This window comes from Streptomyces sp. CA2R106 (assembly GCF_037034245.1).
Lineage (GTDB): Bacteria > Actinomycetota > Actinomycetes > Streptomycetales > Streptomycetaceae > Actinacidiphila.
The window spans coordinates 1-18167 of record NZ_JBAGKC010000035.1 but is presented as its reverse complement, the minus strand read 5'-3'; the positions used below and the strand labels follow the sequence as shown (position 1 = coordinate 18167).

At 74.4% G+C, this 18167-nt stretch carries 18 protein-coding genes; 6 read left to right on the top strand and 12 right to left on the bottom strand.

Features of this window, described 5'->3' with window-relative positions; genetic code table 11:
- Nucleotides 1-67 precede the first annotated feature (67 nt).
- Nucleotides 68-919 carry an iron uptake transporter permease EfeU gene (efeU, locus tag WA788_RS31490; protein WP_335983235.1) on the bottom strand — a complete coding sequence of 284 codons (852 nt, stop codon included), beginning with the start codon at nt 917-919 and terminating at the stop codon, nt 68-70.
- Between the two features lie 376 nt (nt 920-1295).
- Here efeU and WA788_RS31485 point away from each other — a divergent pair, with 376 nt between their 5' ends.
- Nucleotides 1296-1961: an SCO2400 family protein gene (locus WA788_RS31485; RefSeq protein WP_335983232.1), complete on the top strand. Its 666-nt coding sequence runs from the start codon at nt 1296-1298 to the stop codon at nt 1959-1961.
- Nucleotides 1962-1995: 34 nt separating this feature from the next.
- Here the strand turns inward: WA788_RS31485 and WA788_RS31480 are convergent, their stop codons facing one another.
- Entirely contained in the window at nt 1996-2418 is a 423-nt protein-coding gene (locus tag WA788_RS31480; protein ID WP_335983228.1) for a MarR family winged helix-turn-helix transcriptional regulator, read from the bottom strand.
- Between the two features lie 138 nt (nt 2419-2556).
- Between WA788_RS31480 and WA788_RS31475 the strand changes: the two genes are divergently transcribed.
- Both WA788_RS31475 and WA788_RS31470 read left to right on the top strand, forming a co-directional pair.
- Nucleotides 2557-2985, top strand: a complete 429-nt coding sequence (locus WA788_RS31475; protein WP_335983226.1) for an organic hydroperoxide resistance protein — start codon at nt 2557-2559, stop codon at nt 2983-2985.
- Nucleotides 2986-3142: 157 nt separating this feature from the next.
- Nucleotides 3143-5647, top strand: a complete 2505-nt coding sequence (locus WA788_RS31470) for a beta-glucosidase family protein (RefSeq protein WP_335983224.1) — start codon at nt 3143-3145, stop codon at nt 5645-5647.
- A 19-nt stretch (nt 5648-5666) separates the two neighbouring features.
- Here the strand turns inward: WA788_RS31470 and WA788_RS31465 are convergent, their stop codons facing one another.
- On the bottom strand, nt 5667-6614 hold the full coding sequence (locus WA788_RS31465) for an SGNH/GDSL hydrolase family protein (protein ID WP_335983222.1): 948 nt from the start codon (nt 6612-6614) through the stop codon (nt 5667-5669).
- Between the two features lie 267 nt (nt 6615-6881).
- On the opposite strand from WA788_RS31465, the gene WA788_RS31460 reads away from it, so the two are divergent.
- Complete coding sequence (locus WA788_RS31460) at nt 6882-7376, top strand: DUF3145 domain-containing protein (RefSeq protein ID WP_335983220.1); 495 nt, start codon at nt 6882-6884, stop codon at nt 7374-7376.
- Between the two features lie 81 nt (nt 7377-7457).
- A complete protein-coding gene (locus tag WA788_RS31455; protein WP_335983218.1) occupies nt 7458-8336 on the top strand; it encodes an NAD(P)-dependent oxidoreductase in 879 nt (292 codons plus the stop codon).
- A gap of 216 nt (nt 8337-8552) precedes the next feature.
- On the opposite strand, the gene WA788_RS31450 is transcribed toward WA788_RS31455, so the two are convergent.
- The 7 genes from WA788_RS31450 to WA788_RS31420 all read right to left on the bottom strand — a co-directional run bounded on the left by WA788_RS31450 (nt 8553) and on the right by WA788_RS31420 (nt 15171).
- Nucleotides 8553-9821, bottom strand: coding sequence for a beta-ketoacyl-[acyl-carrier-protein] synthase family protein (locus tag WA788_RS31450; RefSeq protein WP_335983216.1), 1269 nt, complete (start codon nt 9819-9821; stop codon nt 8553-8555).
- Between the two features lie 108 nt (nt 9822-9929).
- Complete coding sequence (locus tag WA788_RS31445) at nt 9930-10175, bottom strand: acyl carrier protein (RefSeq protein WP_335983214.1); 246 nt, start codon at nt 10173-10175, stop codon at nt 9930-9932.
- 68 nt (nt 10176-10243) lie between these two features.
- A complete protein-coding gene (locus tag WA788_RS31440; RefSeq protein WP_335983212.1) occupies nt 10244-11278 on the bottom strand; it encodes a ketoacyl-ACP synthase III in 1035 nt (344 codons plus the stop codon).
- Nucleotides 11275-12270, bottom strand: coding sequence for an ACP S-malonyltransferase (locus tag WA788_RS31435; RefSeq protein WP_335983210.1), 996 nt, complete (start codon nt 12268-12270; stop codon nt 11275-11277). Before WA788_RS31435 ends, WA788_RS31440 begins: the two co-directional genes overlap by 4 nt.
- A gap of 90 nt (nt 12271-12360) precedes the next feature.
- Nucleotides 12361-13500 (bottom strand): PucR family transcriptional regulator, encoded by a 1140-nt coding sequence (locus WA788_RS31430; RefSeq protein WP_335983320.1) that lies wholly within the window; start codon nt 13498-13500, stop codon nt 12361-12363.
- 139 nt (nt 13501-13639) lie between these two features.
- The gene (locus WA788_RS31425; protein WP_335983208.1) at nt 13640-14353 is read right to left on the bottom strand and encodes a pirin family protein; all 714 of its coding nucleotides are present in this window, start codon (nt 14351-14353) and stop codon (nt 13640-13642) included.
- Nucleotides 14350-15171 (bottom strand): serine hydrolase domain-containing protein, encoded by an 822-nt coding sequence (locus WA788_RS31420; protein WP_335983207.1) that lies wholly within the window; start codon nt 15169-15171, stop codon nt 14350-14352. Before WA788_RS31420 ends, WA788_RS31425 begins: the two co-directional genes overlap by 4 nt.
- 296 nt (nt 15172-15467) lie before the next feature.
- On the opposite strand from WA788_RS31420, the gene WA788_RS31415 reads away from it, so the two are divergent.
- Nucleotides 15468-15929 carry a MerR family transcriptional regulator gene (locus WA788_RS31415; RefSeq protein WP_335983205.1) on the top strand — a complete coding sequence of 154 codons (462 nt, stop codon included), beginning with the start codon at nt 15468-15470 and terminating at the stop codon, nt 15927-15929.
- A 12-nt stretch (nt 15930-15941) separates the two neighbouring features.
- On the opposite strand, the gene WA788_RS31410 is transcribed toward WA788_RS31415, so the two are convergent.
- Together WA788_RS31410 and WA788_RS31405 are read right to left on the bottom strand one after the other, a co-directional pair.
- Nucleotides 15942-16667 carry a DUF4429 domain-containing protein gene (locus WA788_RS31410; protein ID WP_335983203.1) on the bottom strand — a complete coding sequence of 242 codons (726 nt, stop codon included), beginning with the start codon at nt 16665-16667 and terminating at the stop codon, nt 15942-15944.
- 54 nt (nt 16668-16721) lie between these two features.
- Nucleotides 16722-17951, bottom strand: a complete 1230-nt coding sequence (locus WA788_RS31405; protein ID WP_335983201.1) for an alpha/beta hydrolase — start codon at nt 17949-17951, stop codon at nt 16722-16724.
- Nucleotides 17952-18167: the final 216 nt, after the last annotated feature.

The following is an 18167-nucleotide window of genomic DNA, read 5'->3' as shown; positions in this document are numbered from 1 at the left end:
GCCAGGCGCGTGTACGGGCGGGCCGGTGGCGGCCCGAACGGGTCCCCGGCCTGCGGCGGTTGCGGCCTCAGCGGGCCTGTACGGGCTCGGTCTTCGGCTGGTGCGGGGCGGCGGCCTTCTTGCGGCGGGCCGGCCACAGTACGACCGCGAGCATCGGGACGGTGTAGACCAGCCAGCCGATCACCATCGCCCAGCTCGGGAACGGCTGGATGCCGAGCACCCCGGTGACCACGGACGAGGTCGGCGTGCCGGGCCGGACCAGCCAGGACAGGTCGAACGCCTGGTCGTTGCGGGCGATCCAGCCGCCCTCGTACGCGGTCATGATCGCGGTGGAGACCAGCCCGGCGGCGACCAGGATCAGCACGATGCCGGTGACCCGGAAGAAGCGGGAGAGGTTGATCCGGACCCCGCCGCGGTAGATGCCGTAGCCGACCGCCGCCGCGACGACGATGCCGAGGATGGCGCCGGTGCCGCCGTACCAGGGGTTGTTGCTCTCGTTGAACGTCGCGAGCAGGAACACCGACGTCTCGAACCCCTCGCGCAGCACCGCGAGGAAGGCCATCAGCACCAGCGCGGACGCCGAGCCCTCCGACAGCGCGCGGCCGGCCGCGCCCTCCAGGTCCTTGCGCAGGTCGCGCGAGTGGCGGCGCATCCACAGCACCATGTAGCTGACCATGACCACGGCGATCGCGCCGACCACGGTCTCCAACTGCTCCTGCTGGCGGGTCGGCAGGTCGCTGGAGAAGATCTGGAGCGCGACGGCGACCGCGACGCAGATCGCCACCGCGATGCCGACGCCCAGCCACACCTTGCGCAGCGCGTCGCGCCGGCCCTGCTGGCCGAGGAAGGACGCGATGATGCCCACGATGAGGGCCGCTTCGAGACCTTCGCGAAGTCCGATCACGAACGTGGGGAGCATAGAGGTCCTTCTCGGTGCCGGCGCGGGGCCGGGCTCGGGCGGAAACGAAGCTGCGGACGGGTGGGACGAAAGCTGGGAGGACGCTGGGAAGACGCTGGGAGCGCTCCGGTCCAGCTTAGGTAAGCCTAATTAGAAGGAGTCGGCGGGGTGCCCGTCAAGCCGTAGGTGCCCGCAATCCCCGGCAAAACGGGCCTGGCGCGGTGTGACTTGCCCGTGCCTTGACGCTTTCTTTACGCGCCCGCCGCGGGACTCGCCGCCGGGCCCGTCCCGGGTTGCGCCGGCGCCCTGTTCCGAGCGGAGTTTCCGGGCAAAGCCGTGGCAAGCGGATGGCGAGGGTTCCCTCTCGCCTCAGCCGTCCCCTAGTGTCCCTTCCGCCATGGACTACTGCTATGCGTGCCGGCGGCATCTCAACGGCGCCTACTCGTGCCCGGGATGCGGGGCCCCGGCCGACGGGCTCGTGCCGCCCGCGGTGGGGGAGACCGCCCAGCTGCCCGCGCTCGGCGCCGAGGACGACGGCCCCGCCGGCGACGGCCCGCGCACCGGCGGGCGCGCCGCGCGCCGGCTCGCCGAACGCGGCCGGGCGGCGCGCCGCGCCCGGCGCGGACGCCAGCGCGCCACGGTCTACGGCATCGGCGCGATCGCCGTGGTGGGCGCCGCGGCGATGCTCTCGGTGGCCGCGCTGTCCGGCGGCTCCGGCAGCGACGGCACGCCCGCGGGTCCGGTCGACCAGAACCCGCCCGCCCCCACCTCCGGCGACGCCTCGCCCGAGGCCACCGGCCCGGAGCAGCCCGCGCCGAGCGGCACCCCGCACGCCTCCTCCTCCGCCTCGGCCGGCGGCTCGCCCACGGCGTCCGGTACGGCGTCGCCCACCGCCACGCCCGGCCGCACCTCGACCAGCCAGGCGCCGCCGGTGACCGGCACGATCAGCGCCAAGCCCACCAGCCACAGCCCGACGGCCACGACCACGAGCCCGCCGGCCACCTCGGCCACCCCGTCCCCGTCGCAGACGACCTGCAACCAGGTCCTGTGGTGGTGCAACTGACCGGCCGGGCGCGGCGACCCGCGCCCGCCCGGCCTCAACCGAGCATCCGGGCGAGCAGGTCCCGCAGGGTGCCGCGCTCCGCGGCCGACAGCGCCGCCAGCCGCTCGCGGCCGAACTCCAGGGAGTCCGCCAGCTCTTCGGCCACCGCGTGCCCCCGGTCGGTGGCCGCGGCGAGCTTCACCCGGCGGTCGGCCGGGTCGGGGCGCCGCTCGGCCAGGCCGTGCGCCTCCAACCGGTCCACGATGCCGGTGACGTTGGACGGCTCGCACCCCAACCGGTCGGCGATGCCGCGCATCGGCAGCGGCCCGGCGGACAGCAGCGCCAGCACGCGGGCCTGCGTGCCGGTCAGGCGGTGCCCGGCCGCGGCCGCGCTGTACTCCTGGTGGTACTGCGAGACGACCGTGCCGATCAGCTCGACGACTTCGGCGGTCAGCGGGTCCGTGCGGCGGCGGGTCATGCAGGGAGGGTAGCGGTTTCCTTGACAAGCTGAAATATCAAGGACATCGTTCATCAGGCAGCAGAACCTCACTGGCGCCCCCGTGCGCACGCCCGTCCCACGCGTGCGCACACCACCGTTCCGCAGGAGGAACCGTTCATGACCATCAAGTCCGTCAATGTCCTGTACACGGCGGTCGCCACCGCGGAGAACGGCCGGGACGGCCGGGTCGCGAGTGACGACGGCAAGCTCGACGTGGTGGTCAACCCGCCCAAGGAGCTGGGCGGCAGCGGCGCGGGCACCAACCCCGAGCAGCTCTTCGCGGCCGGCTACAGCGCCTGCTTCCAGGGCGCGCTGGGCGTGGTGGCCCGCCAGGCGAAGGCGGACATCTCCGGTTCGCGCGTCACCGCGAAGGTCGGCTTCGGCACCGTCGAGGGCGGCGGCTACGGCCTGACCGTCGAGATCGCCGCGTCGATCCCGGCCGTGGACGAGGCCACCGCCAAGGACCTGCTGGAGAAGGCGCACCAGGTGTGCCCGTACTCCAACGCCACCCGCGGCAACGTGGCAGTGACGCTCACCGTCGTCTGACCCGCCCCGCACCGCACGTCCGCTCGCCCCCCGGCCGCCCGCCGGGGGGCGAGCGCCGTTCCGCGCCGGGCGCGCCGCGGGTCTCCTCCTGGGCGGGGTGCCGCGGTGATACTGGGGCGCGGGTCACGGGTCGACGGCGTCGGCGAAGGGATGCGGCATGGCGGAGCGGGGCACGGGCGAGGACACGGCCGAACAGGCGGTGGCACGGGCGCTGGCACGGCTGGACCTGGCGGCGAAGGCCGACCTGCTGGCCGGCCGCGACATGTGGGCGCTGCGCCCGCTGCCGGAGATCGGGCTCGGCGAACTGGTGATGTCCGACGGTCCGATCGGCGTACGGGGCCGGCGCTGGACCGCGGTGGACCCGTCCGTCGCGCTGCCCAGCCCCACCGCCCTCGCGGCCGCCTGGGACCCCGCTCTGGCCCGCCGGGCGGGCCGGCTGCTGGCCCAGGAGGCGCGCCGCAAGGGCGTCCACGTGCTGCTGGCGCCCACGGTGAACCTCCACCGCAGCCCGCTCGGCGGGCGGCACTTCGAGGCGTACAGCGAGGACCCCTACCTGACCGGCGCGATCGGCACCGCCTACGTGCGGGGCGTGCAGGACGGCGGCATCGGCGTCACCGTCAAGCACTTCGTGGCCAACGACGCCGAGACCGAGCGCTTCACCGTGAACAACACCGTCGGCGCGCGGGCCCTGCGCGAGCTGTACCTCGCGCCCTTCGAGGCGATCGTGCGGGACGCCCGGCCCTGGGGCGTGATGGCGGCGTACAACGCGGTGAACGGCGTGCCGATGACCGAGCACGCGCAGCTGCTGCGCGGGGTGCTGCGCGAGGAGTGGGGCTTCGACGGGGTGGTGGTCGCCGACTGGTTCGGCGCGCGGTCCACGGTGGGCGCGATCCGCGGCGGCCTGGACCTGGCGATGCCCGGCCCGGTGACGGTCTACGGCGAGGCGCTGGCCGCCGCGGTCCGCTCCGGCGAGGTGGACGAGCAACTGGTCGACGAGGCGGCCGCGCGCGTGCTGCGGCTGGCCGCGCGGGCCGGGCTGCTGGCCGGGGCACCCGCCGAGGCCGCGGCGCCCCCGCCCGCGGTCGACGGGGCGGCCCTGGCCCGCGAGATCGCGGTACGCGGCTGCGTGCTGCTGAGCAACGCGCCGCGGCCCGGACGCCCGGCGCTGCCGATCGACCCGTACGGCGGCGGGATCGCGCTGATCGGCGCCGCCGCCCGGCACGCCCGCGTCCTCGGCGGCGGCTCCGCGCAGGTCTTCCCCGACCACGTGGTCTCGCCGCTGGACGGGCTGCGGGCCGCGCTGCCGCGCCAGGTGCCGCTGGTGTACGCCACGGGCGCCGACCCGAGCGACGAACTGGCGCCCGCCGGCGAGGGCTTCACACTGCGCGCGGTCGCGCTGGACGCGGGCGGCCGGGAGCTGGGCAGCGAGCCGCTGCCCAGCGGCCAGGTGCAGTGGATGGGCGACCTGCCCGAGGGCGTGGCCTACGAGGAGCTGAGCGCGGTCGAGGTGCGCGGCGTGTTCGTCCCGGCCGTGGCGGGCGCGCACCGCTTCGGCACCCGCGGCAACGGCGGCTTCCGGCTGGAGGTCGCCGGCCAGGTGCTCTTCGACGGGGTGCAGTCCGACCCGCACGAGGACCCGTTCGAGGCGTTCTTCGGCCGCCCGGCCGAGCGCGGCGGCGTCGAACTGCCCGCGGGCGAACCGGTCGAGGTGGCGCTGCGCTACACGCTGCCGCCGGAACTGGCCGAACTGCCGATCCAGGCAGTCGGGTTCAGCCTGCTGCACGGCGAACCGGAGCGGGACCCGGAGGAGTTGCTGGCGGAGGCGGTCGCGGTGGCGGCCGCGGCCGAGACGGCGGTGGTGGTCGTGGCGACCACCGAGCGGGTGGAGTCCGAGGGCTTCGACCGGACCTGCCTGCGGCTGCCGGGGCGGCAGGACGAGCTGGTGGCGCGGGTGGCCGCGGTCAACCCCCGCACGGTGGTGGTGGTCAACGCCGGTGCGCCGGTGGAGCTGCCGTGGCGCGAGGAGGTCGCGGCGGTGCTGCTGGCGTGGTTCCCCGGGCAGGAGGCGGGCGCGGCGCTCGCCGACGTGCTGCTGGGCGCCGAGGAGCCGGGCGGCCGGCTGCCCACCACCTGGCCGGCGAGCCTCACCGACGCCCCGGTCTCCCAGGTCACCCCGGTAGAGGGCGAACTCGCCTACGACGAGGGCCTGTTCATCGGCTACCGCGCCTGGGCCGCCCGCGGCGGCCCCGACCCGGCCTACCCCTTCGGGCACGGACTGGGCTACACCTCCTGGGAGTACACCGCGATCGAGGCGCAACCGTCCACGGACGAGGGCGTGTTGGCCACGGTCCGGGTCGCGGTGCGCAACAGCGGCGGCCGGGCCGGGCGGGAGGTCGTGCAGCTCTACCTCACGCCGCCCGGCGGCACCCGGCGGCTGGCCGCCTTCGCCGCGGTGGCGGCGGCGCCGGGCGAGAGCGCCGAAGCGGTGCTGCACGTGCCGTCGCGGGCCGCGGAGTTCTGGGACGAGGCGGCGGGCGCCTGGCGGCCGGAGCCGGGCCCGTACGTCCTCGACGCGGGCCGCTCCAGCGCCGACCCACGTCTGACCGCGCCCCTGCCGCAACCGGCGGAAGCCCCGCCCGCGACCCCGCCCGAAAAGCCGTAGCAGCCCCGTCCGAAAGGCCCTAGCTCGGCGGGCGGGACGCCACCGCCGCCATGATGCGGGCCAGTTGGGACTGCCCCTGCTGGTTCGGGTGGAACCAGTCCCAGGTGCTGAGGTCGCCGGTGCCGAAGCGGTAGGCGAAGACGGCGCCGCCGTCGTAGCGGCAGCGCCGGTAGGTCGCGCAGACCTGCCCGAGCACCGTGTTGTACGCCTGCACCCGGGTGCGCACCGCGGTGCGGCGCTGGGTGGCGGCGGCGCTGTCGGAGGTCGGGTCGTCGAGCATCGTGGGGCACAGGCCGAGCTTCCACACCTCGCGGCCCAGCAGGTTGGAGCGGCCGACCGACCACAGCCGCTCCAGGTCGGGGATGCTCGCCACCAGCACCTGCGTGGCCGGCAGCGCACGGTGCAGGTACGCCAGGGTGGCGGCGACGGAGGCGCGGAAGGCGGCGACGGACGTCATCGTGCCGGTGTCGGCCGCGCACGCGTCGTTCGCGCCGATGAGGACCGTCACCATCGCCGGGTGGTGGGCCGCCGCGGCCCGCGCCTGGGCGGGCAGGTCGGCGGCGTGCGCCCCGGACTGCGCCAGGTTCCAGCTGCGGGCCGCGCCCAGCCGAGCGCTGACGCTGTCCACCTGCTGCCGGCCGCCGGTCGCCCAGGAGACGTCCGGGCAGTCCGACAGCGGGTGGCAGGCGTCGAAGCCGCGGGTGATGGAGTCGCCGATCGCGGCGACGCTGCCCGGGCGGGTGTTCCACGGCCGGGCGGGCGGGCGCGCGGCGGTGGACGGCGCGGCGGACGCCGAGGGCGGTGCCGAAGAGGAGCCCGAGCGCGGCGCGGTGGCGGTCGCGGAATGCGACGTGTGTGCGGCAGCCGTCCGTCGGCCACCGTCCGGCGCGCCGCCGCCGGCACCGCATCCGCCCAGCAGAGCAGCGGTCACGGTGAGTGCCAGAGCAAGTCCCGACAGCTTGCGCATGCGCTTTCTCCTCCCGGTTCCCTCCGACGAGTGGGTGACATCTGCCGTCGGCCCGACCGTACGCCACCCCCGGGAAGACGTCGCAGGGTAGCTTTTCCCCTGACAGGTGTACCGATCTGACGGGAGGTCGACGTCCGGCGGGCGACGGGACGGAAGTTGTCCTGATTCAGCTGAATAGTGCAGAATGTGGCATGTTGCCCCGGGTTCAACCAGTACGAGGGTGAGGCCGCTGGGGAAGGCGAACCTCGTCCCACACTGGAGGAACCGGTGACGACACGTGGAGTTCTGTACGTGCACGCCGCACCGCGCGCGCTGTGCCCACATGTGGAGTGGGCCGTCGCGGGCGTCCTCGGCGTGCGTGTCAACCTCGACTGGGTCCGGCAGCCCGCGGCCCCGGGCACCTGGCGCGCCGAGTTCTCCTGGCAGGGTGAGCCCGGCACCGCCTCGAAACTCGCGTCCGCGCTGCGCGGTTGGCAGCTCGTACGCTTCGAGGTGACCGCGGAGCCGTGTGCGACCGCCGAGGGCGAGCGCTACAGCGCGACCCCCGAACTCGGCATCTTCCACGCGGTCATCGGCATGCACGGCGACATCCTCATCCCCGAGGACCGGCTGCGCGCGGCCATGCAGCGCGCCCGCAAGGGCGAGGCCGACCTCGAGGCCGAGCTGTCCCGTCTGCTCGGCAAGCCCTGGGACGATGAACTGGAGCCCTTCCGCTACGCCGGCGAGGGCGCCCCGGTCCGCTGGCTGCACCAGGTGGTCTGAGGTACGACCAGCCGGACGACCGCGCCCGCCCCCGCCGTACGCCCTCCCGCGTTCGCCGCGCCGGGGCAATAGCCTGCTGGCATGTCATCGCAGAAGCTCACCGTCGCAGTCCTGGGCACCGGCATCATGGGCGCCGGTATGGCCCGCAACCTCGCCGCCGCCGGACACGACGTCCGCGCCTGGAACCGTACGATTGCCCGCGCGCAGCCGCTCGCCGACGCCGGGGTCCAGGTCACCGCGGACCCCGCGGCGGCGGTCACCGGCGCGGACGTGGTGCTCACGATGCTGCTCGACGGCCCCGCCGTGCTCGACGTGATGCGCACCGCCGGGCCCGCGCTGACCCGGGGCGCGGTGTGGGTGCAGAGCAGCACGGTCGGGCCGGACGCGCAGAGCGAACTCGCCGCCGTCGCCGCGGCGGGCGGGCTGCTCTTCCTCGACGCACCCGTCCTCGGCACCAAAGCGCCCGCCGAGAGCGGTCAGTTGACGGTGCTCGTGGCCGGGCCCGCCGCTGCCAGGGCGCTGGCCGGGCCGGTCTTCGAAGCGATCGGCAGCAAGGTGATCCATGTCGACGACGACGGGGACGGCGGCGCCGCCAGCGCGCTCAAACTGGTGCTCAACAGCTGGGTGCTGGCCATCACGAACGCCGCCGGCGAGGTGATGGCGCTCGCGAAGGGGCTCGGGGTCGACCCCGACCGCTTCTTCGAGGCCATCGAGGGCGGCCCGATGGACACGCCCTACCTCCGCCTCAAGGCGTCCACGATCCGCGCCGGCGACTACTCCCCGTCCTTCACGGTCGAGGGTGCGCTCAAGGACCTCACGCTCATCGTCGACGCGGCGGAACGGCGCGGGGTCCGGCTCGACGTCGCCGCCGCGGGCGCGGAACGCTTCCGCCGTGCCCTCGACCAAGGACACGGCGGAGACGACATGGCCGCGGCGTACTTCGCCAGCTTCCCGGGGTAACGGGACCCCCCGGGCTGCCAGTCCGCGGAGTTGCGGGACCTTGCGGTCCGCGGTGGCTGGTCGCGCCGTTCCCCGCGCCCCTCGATTTGCCCGGGTACTCCCGGGGCAAGCACGCGGCGAGCCGCACATACCAAGGGGCGCGGGGAACGGCGCGACCAGCCACCCACGGACCGCAAGGTCCTGGGACTACGGGTCCGGGCAACCCGGAAGGTGCCGTTACTGCGGCAACGTGCGGAGCGCGAGGACGACGTTGTGCCCGCCGAACCCGAAGGAGTCGTTCAACGCGGCGATGGTGCCGGTAGGCAGCTCACGGGGCTGGTCGCGGACGACGTCCGCGACCATCTCGGGGTCCGGGTTCACCAGGTTGATCGTGGGCGGCGCGATCCGGTGGTGGAGCGCGAGCACCGTCGTGACCGTCTCGATCCCGCCGGCCCCGCCGAGCAGGTGCCCGGTCATGGACTTGGTCGCGGAGATCGCGATGTGGTCGACGTCGTCGCCGAACACCTTGCGCAGCGCCTTGAGTTCGGCGATGTCCCCCTGCGGGGTGGACGTCGCGTGCGCGTTGGCGTGCACGATCTCCGCCGGCTTGATGTCCGTGTTCTCCAGCAGGTGCTGGAGCGCGGACGCGATCCCGCGGCCGGACGGCTCCGGCTGCGTGATGTGGTGCGCGTCGGCCGAGATGCCCTGGCCGACCGCTTCGCAGTAGGCCCGCGCGCCGCGCGCCGCCGCATGCTCCGCGGACTCCAGGACCACCACGCCGGCGCCCTCGCCGAGCACGAAGCCGTTGCGGGCCGCGTCGTAGGGACGGGACGCGCCCTGCGGGTCCTCGTTGTTCTTGGACATCGCCATCATGTTGCCGAACGCCACGATCGGCAGCGGGTGGATCGCCGCCTCGGTGCCGCCGGCCACCACCACGTCGGCCCGGCCGGTGCGGATCATCTCGATCGCGTAGCCGATCGCCTCCGCGCCGGACGCGCAGGCGCTGACGGGGGTGTGGACGCCCGCGCGGGCGTTGACGTCGATACCGACGTTCGCGGCCGGGCTGTTGGGCATCAGCATCGGCACGGTGTGCGGGGAGACCTTGCGGACCCCCTGGTTCTTCAGCACGTCGTACTGGTCGAGCAGGGTGGTGACGCCGCCGATGCCGGAGGCGATCACCGTGCCGAGCCGGTCCGGGTCGACCGAGGGGTCCTCCCCGGCCTTCGCGGTGAACCCGGCGTCGGCCCACGCCTCGCGGGCGGCGATCAGCGCGAACTGCGCGCTGCGGTCGAGCTTGCGGGCGACCGGGCGGGGCAGGACCTCGCCCGGCTCCACCGCGATGCCGGCCGCGATCCGCACCGGCAGTTCGGCGGCCCAGTCCTGCGTAAGCGTCCGGACACCGGAACGGCCGGCCAGCATGGCGTCCCAGGTCGACGCGCTGTCGCCACCCAGCGGTGTGGTTGCTCCGATACCGGTGACGACCACGGTGCGATTGGTCGGGCTCACAGGAATTGTCTCTCCACGTCTAGAAGGGCGGGCGACAGGCGCGTCGTCCGGGTGTTCACAGGTCCGCCGGGGACCCGCGGCGGGGGATGAGGCCGCGGTGGGGTCCGCTCAGCCCTGGGCCTTGAGGATGTAGTCGACCGCGTCGCCGACCGTCTTGAGGTTCTTGACGTCGTCGTCCGGGATCTTCACGTTGAACTGCTCCTCGGCCGCCACGACGACCTCGACCATGGACAGCGAGTCGACGTCCAGGTCGTCGGTGAAGGACTTGTCGAGCTGCACGTCCTCGGTGGGGATGCCGGCGATCTCGTTCACGATGTCGGCGAGACCCGCGACGATCTCTTCCTTGGTGGCCATCTTTACGGCGCTCCTTGATGTGTTGCTGTGCGATGCGGCGTGCGGGACTGCGGCGCCGCGAGGTGTGTCTAGGGGAGAGTAACGACCGTGGCCGCGTAGACCAGCCCCGCCCCGAAACCGATGATCAGTGCGGTGTCGCCACTCTTGGCCGCACCGGAGGCGAGCAGCCGCTCCATCGCCAGCGGGATGGAGGCCGCCGAGGTGTTGCCGGTGGTCTCGATGTCCCGGGCGACCGCGACGTGTTCGGGCAGCTTGAGGGCCTTGATCATGGAGTCGATGATCCGCATGTTGGCCTGGTGCGGGATGAAGGCGTCGAGATCCTCGGCGGCCACGCCGGCGGCGTCCAGCGCCTCCTGGGCGACCCGGGCCATCTCGTACACCGCCCAGCGGAAGACCGCCTGGCCCTCCTGCGTGATCGCGGGGAACTTGACCTCGCCGCGGGTGTCGACCGGCAGCTGCGAGGAGTCGCCGGAGCGGAACGCGTCCCACGCCACCGTCTGGGTGATGGTGCCGGCCTTGTCGCCCTCCGAGCCCCAGACGGTCGGCCCTATGGCGGGCTCCTTGGCCGGGCCGAGCACGACCGCGCCCGCGCCGTCGCCGAAGAGGAACGCGGTCGCCCGGTCCTCCTTGTCGGTGAGGTCGCTGAGCCGCTCCACGCCGATCACCAGGACGTGCCGGGCGGACCCGTCGGTGATCATGCCCTTGCCGAGGGTCAGGCCGTAGGTGAAGCCCGCGCAGCCGGCCGAGATGTCGAACGCGGCCGGCTTGCCCGCGCCGATCCGGTGGGCGATCTCGGTGGCGATCGCCGGGGTCTGCTTGAAGTGCGAGACGGTCGCGACGACGACCGCGTCGATGTCGGCGGCGTCGAGCCCGGCGTCGGCGATCGCCTTGCCGGCGGCCTCGATCGACATCTCGGCGACCGTCTCGTCCGGCCCGGCCCAGTGCCGGGAGGCGATCCCGGAGCGGGACCTGATCCACTCGTCGCTGGAGTCGATGTGCTCGAGGATCACCTCGTTGGGCACCACCCGGACCGGGCGGTAGCCGCCCACGCCGACGATGCGGGCGTACGGAGCACCTTTGCTGGGGCTGATCTTCGCTGTCATCGCTGCGGGTGCTCCTTCGTCGCGTCCTGGGAGGGGGCGTCTTCCGGTCGGTCCTGCGGCGGAACGCCCGCCGCCTCCGCGGCCAGCTCGCGCGCGGCGTCGAGCTGGTCCGGTGTCTTCAGCGCCAGGGTGCGGACGCCGGGCAGGGCGCGCTTGGCGATACCCACCAGCGTGCCGCCGGGGGAGACCTCGATGATCGCGGTGACCCCGAGCTGCTTGAACGTTTCCATGCACAGGTCCCAGCGCACCGGGTGCGAGACCTGGTTGACCAGCCGGCCCACGACGTCCGCGCCCTTGTCCACCTTCTGCCCGTCCGCGTTCGAGACATACGGCAGCGACGGGTCGGAAACGGTCAGCGTCGGCGCGAGGGCCTCCAGCGCGGCCACCGCCGGCGCCATGTGGTCGGTGTGGAACGCGCCGGCCACCGCCAGCGGCCGGACCCGGGCGCCCTCGGGCTTCTGTTCGGCGAGTGCCGCCAGCTGCTCCAGGGTGCCGGCCGCCACGATCTGCCCGGCGCCGTTGATGTTCGCCGGGGTCAGCCCCAGCCCGGCCAGGTGGGCGACGACCGTGTCCTGGTCGCCGCCGAGCACCGCGGACATGCCGGTCTCGGTGACCGCGGCCGCCTCGGCCATCGCCCGGCCGCGGGCGGCCACGAACGCCAGCGCGTCCTGCTCGGTCAGCACGCCGGCGAGCACCGCCGCGGTGATCTCGCCGACGCTGTGCCCGGCGACCGCGTCGGGCCGCCCGGCGGCGCCGTCGCGGAACACGCCGAGCTCACCGGCGGACAGCAACCCGGCCGCCACCAGCAGCGGTTGGGCCACCTTGGTGTCGCGGATCTCGTCCGCGTCGGCCTTCGTGCCGTAGTGGACGAGGTCGAGGCCGACCGCGTCGGACCAGCCCGCGAGCCGGCCGGCAGCGCCGGGCAGGTCGAGCCAGGGAGACAGGAAGCCGGGCGTCTGGGCGCCTTGGCCGGGAGCGACGAGTACGAGCACGTTCACACTCTCTCTCGCGGGCGGGTGTCACCGCCCGTGGGGACAAGGACGAAGAAGTGTCAGCCGATTTGTGGGTGTCCAACAAACGTGTCAGCGCCGCGGGTCCTTGTCGGAGAGTCGGCCCAGGATCAGGGCGATGCGCAGGGTGAACGCCGAACGTACGTCGGAGGGTGACCAGCCGGTGACGTCGGTCACACGTCGTAGCCGGTAGCGCACCGTATTGGGGTGCACGAACAGCATGCGCGCGGCCCCTTCCAGCGAGGACGCCTGCTCCAGGTAGACACTCAGAGTCTCCAGTAGCGCCGAGCCCGCCTCTTCCAGCGGCCTGTAGATCTCCTCCACCAGCTGACTGCGAGCATAGCGGTCGCCCGCCATCGCACGCTCCGGCAGCAGATCGTCGGTGAGTACCGGGCGTGGCGCGTCCGGCCAGGCCCGGCACGCCTTGAGCCCGGCGGCCGCGGCCTGCGCGGACCGGGTCGCCGACAGCAGGTCGCCGACCACCGGGCCGGCCACCACCGGACCCGGCGCGAACGGCCCGATCAGCGCCTTCGCCACCCGGATCGGGTCGTCGTCGCCCCCGGCGATCACCACCAGCCGCTCGCCGAGCACCCCGGTCAGCACCTGGAGCTTCGCGTGCCGGGAGGCCCGGCGGATCGCCTCCACGGTCAGCTCGCTGTCGCCGTTGGGCGCGGTGCCGAGCACCACCACGATCTTGTCCGGCGAGTTCCAGCCGAGCGCGGCGGCCCGCGACAGCACGCCCTCGTCGGCCTCCCCGGAGAGCACCGCGTTGACCACCAGCGACTCCAGCCGGGCGTCCCACGCGCCGCGCGCCTCGGCGGCCTGCGCGTAGACCTGCGCGGTGGCGAAGGCGATCTCCCGGGCGTAGACGAGCAGCGCCTCGCGCAGCACGCCCTCGTCGCCGGGCGCGGCCACCTCGTCGATCGCGGACTCCATGACCTCGATGGTGGTGCGCACCATCTCCACGGTCTGGCGCAGCGAGATCGCCCGGGTCAGCTCGCGCGGGGCGGTGCCGAAGACGTCGGTGCTGATCGCCTGCGGTGCCTCGGGGTGGCGGAACCACTCGGTGAACGCGGCGATACCGGCCTGCGCGACGAGCCCGATCCAGCTGCGGTTCTCCGGGGGCATCGCCCGGTACCAGGGCAGTTGCTCGTCCATCCGCGCGATGGCGTGTGCGGCCAGCCGCCCGGCGGACTTCTCCAGCCGGCGCAGGGTCGCGGTGTGGTCGCCGCGGGGCGGCTCGGATCGGGCGGGCCGGGACGGCCGCTGCGGCGGGTTCTGCGCGGAAGGAGGCACGGTCCAAGCCTGCCTTATGGCCGCGGTCACTCGGGGGGCGGGTTGTCCGTTTCGGTCATCCGTAGGTGGGCTCGGCGGTCATCCGCCAGACCAGGTACTCCGCGTCCGGGGCCGCGTCGGCCCGCCGGGCGGGGGCGCCGGTGGCGCGCAGGGCGTCGCCCGGGCCGAGCCGCGCGGCGCCGATCCGGACCCGGCCGCGCAGCACATGCACGTACTGGAACGGGGCGGCCGGCAGGTCCTGCGCGCCGCGGGCCAGGTGCAGCGCGGCGTGCGGCTGGCGCAGCGGCAGCGCGGCGCCCGGGGCGGCGGAGGCGAGCGGGAACAGCCCGGGCCCGGCCGGTACGGCGCCGGCGGCGACGGTGTGCCGGGGCGGGCCGCCGGCCGGGTCCGGGTGCAGCCACATCTGGAGGAAGCGCAGCGGCGCGGGGCCGGGGTTGCGTTCCACGTGGCGCACGCCGGCGCCCGCGCTGAGCAGTTGGGCGTCGCCCGCGCGCAGCCTGGTCGCGGTGCCGTCGGCGTCGCGGTGCTCCAGCTCGCCCTCGATCACCCAGGTGACGATCTCGGTGTCGCGGTGCGTGTGCTCGGCGAAGCCCGCGCCGGGGGTGAGGCGCTCCTCGTTGCAGGCCAGCAGCATCCCGAACCGCAGGTTCGCCGGGTCGTAGAAGTCCGCGAAGGAGAACGCGTGCAGTGTCTCGATTCCGGCCGACGGCTCCCCGCCGGGATAGCGGCGCCCGGCGGGCCAGACCTCCTCCTGCGGCTGCCCGGTCATCCGGCGGCGGGCAGTTCGGCGAGGACCGCGTCGGTCAGCGGCGGCCACGCCTGCGTCGCCCACTCGCCGAAGGGGCGGTCGGTCAGCACCGCGCAGGCCGCGCCGGCCCGCGGGTCCACCCACAGGAAGGTGCCGGACTGGCCGAAGTGGCCGAAGGTCGCGGGGGAGGAGTGGGCGCCGGTCCAGTGCGGGCGCTTGGCGGCGCGGATCTCGAAGCCCAGGCCCCAGTCGTTCGGGTCCTGCGCGCCGTAGCCGGGCAGGACGCCCTTCAGGCCCGGGAACGCCACGGAGGTCGCGGTCACGACGGTCGAGGGGTGCAGCAGCCGCGGGTCCTGGAGTTCCGCGGCGAACCTCAGCAGGTCCGCGACCGTGGAGACGCCGTCCGCGGCGGGCGAGCCCTCCAGCGCGGTGTCCGCCATGCCGAGCGGCTCCAGCACCGCCTGGCGGGCGTACTCCGCGAACGGGATGCCCGCGGCCTTCGTCAGCGCTTCGCCCAGCGCCTCGAAGCCGGTGTTGGAGTAGATGCGGCGTGTTCCGGGCAGGGCGAGGACCTTCTCGGCGTCGAAGGCGAGCCCCGAGGTGTGGGCGAGCAGGTGCCGTACCGTCGAGCCCTGCGGGCCCGCCGGGTCGTCCAGCTCGAAGACGCCCTCCTCCCACGCGACCAGCACCGCGTACGCCGCGAGCGGCTTCGTCACCGACGCCAGGGGGTACCTCCGGTGGAGGTCGCCGTACGTCCCCGCCACGGTTCCGTCCGCCCGGACCACGCCCGCGGCGGCGTTCGCCACCGGCCACTGCCCGATCATCGCCAAGCTCTCCATGGACCTGACCCTACGGGGTGCCCGCTCCGCGGAGTTGCGGGACCTTGCAGTCCGCGGTGGCTGGTCGCGCCGTTCCCCGCGCCCCTTTGGGGCGCGAGCTTCTTCCGCGGGAGTACCCGGGCGAATCCAGGGGCGCGTGGGGGTACCTCCCAGGCGAAGCTCTGGGGGAGAACGGCGCGACCAGCCCACCACCGGGGGGTGGTCCCTCAGCCGGCAGGCACCACCCGCCCCGGGGGGTCGGGGGCACCCCGAACCCCCTTGCCTGGAGTGCGCTCGAAGGTCTTAGCGTGGGGGGTATGACAGTGGTGCGGGTGGGTCAGAGGCAGACGGATACCGAGGCGCACTGCGCAGCACCTGAGCCGCATATGCGCCCGGACGGCCAGGACCAGTACACGATCGGCGAGGTCGCGGCGTTCACCGGGTTGAGCGCCCACACGTTGCGGTGGTACGAGCGGATCGGGCTGATGCCGCACGTGGACCGCTCCCACACCGGCCAGCGCCGTTTCACCAACCGCGACCTGGACTGGCTGGCGTTCGTGGGGAACCTGCGGCTGACGGGGATGCCGGTCGCGGACATGGTGGCGTACGCGGAACTGGTGCGCGCCGGGGAGCACACGTTCGGCGAGCGGCACGCCCTGCTGGAGTCGACCCGGGCGGACGTGGTGCGGCGCATCGCCGAACTCCAGGGCACCCTGACGGTGCTGGACCGCAAGATCGACACGTACGCGGCCGCGCACTCCCCGAATCGCACGGCCTGAGCCCGGCAGCCGCTACGGGCGGACCCGGGCGGTGCGGATCGCGGCGAGCACGGCCGCGGCGAACGGCAGCGACTCGTGCACGGAGCCGTACCCGAGCCCGAAGACGACGCTGGCGGGGTCGCGGTCGGCGGCGGGCGGCGGCTCCGTCCGCTCCCGCGGCACCAGCCGCAGATGCCCGTGGACCTGCTCGGGCGAGCGCCACTCGACGCCGCTCAGCTCCTCGACCGGAAACGTCTGGTCCCCGGAGTTCCACTTGGCGGTGGACGCGCCGGTGCGGAACCAGTGGAAGCCGACCGTCCGGCCGTCGAACGTGGCCTTCGCGTCGTACGCCTTGAAGGAGCGCGGCGCGGAGGGGGCCGGGACGAGGAAGCGCGGGCCGGCCGGGTCGGTGCCGGCCGCGGCGGCGCGGACGGCGGCCAGCAGCACGTCCCGGGCGGTCTCGGCGAGCGACGCGCTCTGCTCGGGCAGCACCAGCCGGTAGGGGTCGGCGCTCTCCCGCAGTTGGCCGCCGGCGACCTCCATGAGTGGGTCGGCGCCCGGCCGCGGGGTCGCCCGCAGGACCAGGGTGCCGCGGCGGCCGGGCACCAGCTCCACGTCCGCCAGGGCCTCGTGCGGCACCCTCCGCTCACCGAGCGCCTGGAGCAGCCGCGACCCGCGCACCCCTCTGCTGTACCGGATCACCACGGCGTCGGGCTCGAACTCCCACACGGCGTTGCTCCCGGTCAGCGCTTCACCCATAAGGCTCAGCTTATGGCCGCCCCGGCCGCCTGTGTCCCTTATGCGCTACGCGCGTCACCAAAACAGGGGTGGGTTTTTCCGGGCGCCCATGACCCGGACAAGACCGCTGGTACGGGTGTTCCGGGTGGGGCGGATGATCTTCGAGTAGTCGCCCAGGGCGATCGCCGCGAAGTTGGCGAGGCTGGTCGTCCCGGGCACGAAGTAGCCGCCGTGCCCGTCGGCGCCCGCGGTGCTGATCACCTGGGCGCCGAAACCCGCGGAGACCGGGTCGGTGCCGTGGCCGAGCCCGGCGAACTCCACGTGCGGCACCCCGCCGATCCAGTCCCCGGCGTCCCGGGCCGCCCACACCCGCGCGCTGGTGTGGAGGGCGGTGACGTCCCGGGCGCGCATGCCCGGGCTGCCCATGACGGCGATGTCGCGGACCCGCCCGGGCGGCAGGTGCGGCGCGGCCAGCCCGCACAGCACCGAGCCGTAGGAGTGGCAGAACAGCGCCACGTCGCGGCGGCGCGGGAGCCCGGCGAGCAGCGACTCCAGCCGGCCCGCGCCGCGCGCCGCGAGGGTGCCGGTGAAGGCGTCCAGGCCGATGCCGCGCGGGGCGGTGTACCCGGCCCACGCGATCACCGCGACGCGCGCGCCGGGCCGGGCGCGGCGCTCGGCCCCGTACAGCGCGCGGGCCATCCCGGCAGTGGCGGAGTACCGCTTGGCGTCGGCGCGTTCGAAGTCGGCCAGATCGGTGTCCACGCCGGGGACGACCACCGCGATCCGGTCCGCGGTGCGCAGGTCGCCCAGCACCTCCGCGACGCGCCCGCCCCCGGTCGGGTCGAACGCGAGGATCTGCCGCCGGCCCGCCAGGAGCGAGGTGTACCGGTCCGCCAGGTCCGCCATCGCGGTACGGCCCGCCGCGGTGAGTTGGTCGCTGTGCTGGTCCGCCCGCACCGCCGCACGCTGCCGCAGCAGCGCGAGCCGGTTGGCGCCGTAGCGCAGCGCCGGGTCCACGCCGTCCAGGTTGCCGACCACCAGCGGGTAGCGCCGCGCCAGCCCGAGGCGCTGGGCGCCGCTGAGCGAGGCGAAGAAACGGGCGACCGTACCGGGTGCCGCGTCCACGCCCGGCAGCCGCCTGGCCCCGACCGTGCCGTGCGCCCACGCCGCCAGCGCCGCCGCCATCGCGTCCCGCGCCGCCCGGGGAGACAGCGCCGACGTCCACCCCGTCGTCGTCAGCAGTACCACGACGACCACCAGCGCGAGCAGCGGCCGCACCACCCCGCGCCCCGGCCCGCCCCCCACGGCCCCCGGCGCCCCTGCCCCCGCCCCCGCCTGCGCCGGCACCCGGCTCCCCGCAACCACCACCGCCGCGCCGGCCCGCACCGTCACCCGCCCGATCCCCGTAAAATCACCTTCGCCCCTTTCGTCCCCGGATGCTACGACACCCCACCCCCCGCCCCCTCACATCCACCCCCACCCCGGCGGGTCCCCGTGTCGGCCAATGTCCGTGGGCGCGCG

Excerpts from the sequence above, each read along its gene's own strand:
- WA788_RS31480 (WP_335983228.1), bottom strand. The coding sequence starts at position 2,418 with ATGACCCGCCGCCGCACGGACCCGCTGACCGCCGAAGTCGTCGAGCTG.
- WA788_RS31420 (WP_335983207.1), bottom strand. The coding sequence starts at position 15,171 with ATGGAGAGCTTGGCGATGATCGGGCAGTGGCCGGTGGCGAACGCCGCC.
- WA788_RS31455 (WP_335983218.1), top strand. The coding sequence starts at position 7,458 with ATGTCATCGCAGAAGCTCACCGTCGCAGTCCTGGGCACCGGCATCATG.
- WA788_RS31465 (WP_335983222.1), bottom strand. The coding sequence starts at position 6,614 with ATGCGCAAGCTGTCGGGACTTGCTCTGGCACTCACCGTGACCGCTGCT.
- WA788_RS31470 (WP_335983224.1), top strand. The coding sequence starts at position 3,143 with ATGGCGGAGCGGGGCACGGGCGAGGACACGGCCGAACAGGCGGTGGCA.
- WA788_RS31485 (WP_335983232.1), top strand. The coding sequence starts at position 1,296 with ATGGACTACTGCTATGCGTGCCGGCGGCATCTCAACGGCGCCTACTCG.
- WA788_RS31425 (WP_335983208.1), bottom strand. The coding sequence starts at position 14,353 with ATGACCGGGCAGCCGCAGGAGGAGGTCTGGCCCGCCGGGCGCCGCTAT.
- WA788_RS31445 (WP_335983214.1), bottom strand. The coding sequence starts at position 10,175 with ATGGCCACCAAGGAAGAGATCGTCGCGGGTCTCGCCGACATCGTGAAC.
- WA788_RS31415 (WP_335983205.1), top strand. The coding sequence starts at position 15,468 with ATGACAGTGGTGCGGGTGGGTCAGAGGCAGACGGATACCGAGGCGCAC.
- WA788_RS31440 (WP_335983212.1), bottom strand. The coding sequence starts at position 11,278 with ATGACAGCGAAGATCAGCCCCAGCAAAGGTGCTCCGTACGCCCGCATC.
- WA788_RS31410 (WP_335983203.1), bottom strand. The coding sequence starts at position 16,667 with ATGGGTGAAGCGCTGACCGGGAGCAACGCCGTGTGGGAGTTCGAGCCC.
- WA788_RS31475 (WP_335983226.1), top strand. The coding sequence starts at position 2,557 with ATGACCATCAAGTCCGTCAATGTCCTGTACACGGCGGTCGCCACCGCG.
- efeU (WP_335983235.1), bottom strand. The coding sequence starts at position 919 with ATGCTCCCCACGTTCGTGATCGGACTTCGCGAAGGTCTCGAAGCGGCC.